Consider the following 1844-nt stretch of genomic DNA (forward strand, 5'->3'; position numbering starts at 1 on the left):
GTGCGCCGCGAGGCGCCTTGTCATATCCCCGGCTCAGCCGGGAGGAATTTGGAGGGTGTTCCTGGGTCTGATGACTTACCTGGATTCGAAAGGTGAAGGGAACAGCAGCATGTCAGGAAACCAGCAGGCACCGCGAAGGCGTCGAAGGTGAGCTGCTGGGGGACCCGCGCGATACGGCGAAAGCTTGACTGCTTGAAATCCAATCTCCAGAAGATGCAATTACCACATCCATCGGAATGACGCCTGAAACCGATGCCGTGGCCTGTGCCGGTCCGAGTGAAGGCCGGCGCACCTCCAGGTTGCGGAGCGTTGCCCAGTGAGGGCAATCAAGGAGATGAGTGGGTCGCCTAAGTCGTGCTCGGACGTATGGCAAGGACGAACGCGGGATCACCTACGGGACGCGAGTCCTAGGGTGACGGAGTGCTCGTAGTAGTCGCAGGGGTAACGGCCTGCCGAGGAGGACGGTAACGCCGTCCACAGGGCGAAGGGGCACAGGTGATCGGACACTTTTGATGCCGGGAGGTATGCGAAATGCAGAACGCCGAAACGGTGCTGGGTGTCCTGCGTGAACGCGGCAGGCGTCGCTTGTCGTGTGATGAACTGTATCGGCAGCTGTTCAACCCGCAGATGTATCTACTGGCCTACGGGCGCATCTATTCCAACAAGGGAGCGATGACGCCCGGGTCCACTGGGGAAACCGCGGACGGAATGTCACAGACCAGGATCGATCGCATCATCGGTGCGATGCGCCACGAGCGCTACCGGTTCAAGCCCGTACGGCGAGTTCACATTCCCAAGAAGAACGGGAAGACGAGGCCGCTGGGCATGCCGACCTGGTCGGACAAACTCGTCGGAGAGGTGGTGCGGCTGCTGTTGGAGGCGTACTACGAACCACAGTTCTCCGAACACTCACACGGTTTCCGTCCCGGACGGGGATGCCACACGGCGCTCAGCAGGGTGGCTCGCACGTGGAACGGGACGACCTGGTTCATCGAGGGGGACATCTCCGACTGTTTCGGGACGCTGGACCACCAGTTCATGCTCTCGATCCTGGCGGAGAAGATCCACGATGCCCGGTTCCTGCGGCTGGTGCGCAACATGCTCAGAGCCGGATACCTGGAAGACTGGAAATGGCACGCCACGCTCAGTGGCGCGCCGCAGGGCGGAGTGGTATCGCCGATCCTGTCCAATATCTATCTGCACCGGCTGGACAAGTTCGTCGAAACAGTTCTGATCCCGGAATACACCCGAGGAACAACCAGGGTCCGTAACCGGGAATACCGGAGGGTGGCACAGGCAGCGACCAAGGCCCGCCGGCGCGGGGACCGGGCCACAGCGCGCGAGCTGCAAAAACTGCAGCGCACCCTGCCCAGCATGGATCCAGCAGATCCGGGCTACCGCAGGTTGCGGTACGTGCGCTATGCCGACGACACGCTTCTGGGATTTGCCGGGCCCAAGGCCGATGCCGAGAGGATCAAACAGCGACTGGCCGAGTTCCTGCGTGACGATCTCAGGCTGGAACTTTCCCGAGAAAAGACGCTGATCACCCACGCCCGAACCGGCGCGGCGAGCTTCCTCGGATACGAGATCACCGTTCAGCACGCCAACCGGAAGATCACCCGTGGCGGCCGAGCCGCCAACGGAGCGGTCGGCCTGCGCGTGCCACGGTCGGTGATCAGGGCCAAAATCGCCTCGTACTACCGGCGTGGCAAACCCGCGCCCCGGGACCGTCTGGTGAATGAGGACGACTACACGATCGTCAGTACCTACGGAGCCGAGTATCGAGGCGTTGTCCAGTATTACCTGCTGGCCGGTGACGTCCACCGACTCTACCGGCTGCACTG

1 protein-coding gene is annotated in these 1844 nt (G+C 62.2%); it reads left to right on the forward strand.

Going from position 1 to position 1844, the window contains the following annotated elements:
• Positions 1 to 531 precede the first annotated feature (531 nt).
• Positions 532 to 1844, forward strand: a 1313-nt coding sequence (locus E1291_RS41240) for a reverse transcriptase/maturase family protein (RefSeq protein ID WP_207401264.1), incomplete at its 3' end; no start/stop codon positions are given.

Source organism: Actinomadura roseirufa, from assembly GCF_900659635.1.
Taxonomy (GTDB): Bacteria; Actinomycetota; Actinomycetes; order Streptosporangiales; family Streptosporangiaceae; genus Spirillospora; species Spirillospora roseirufa.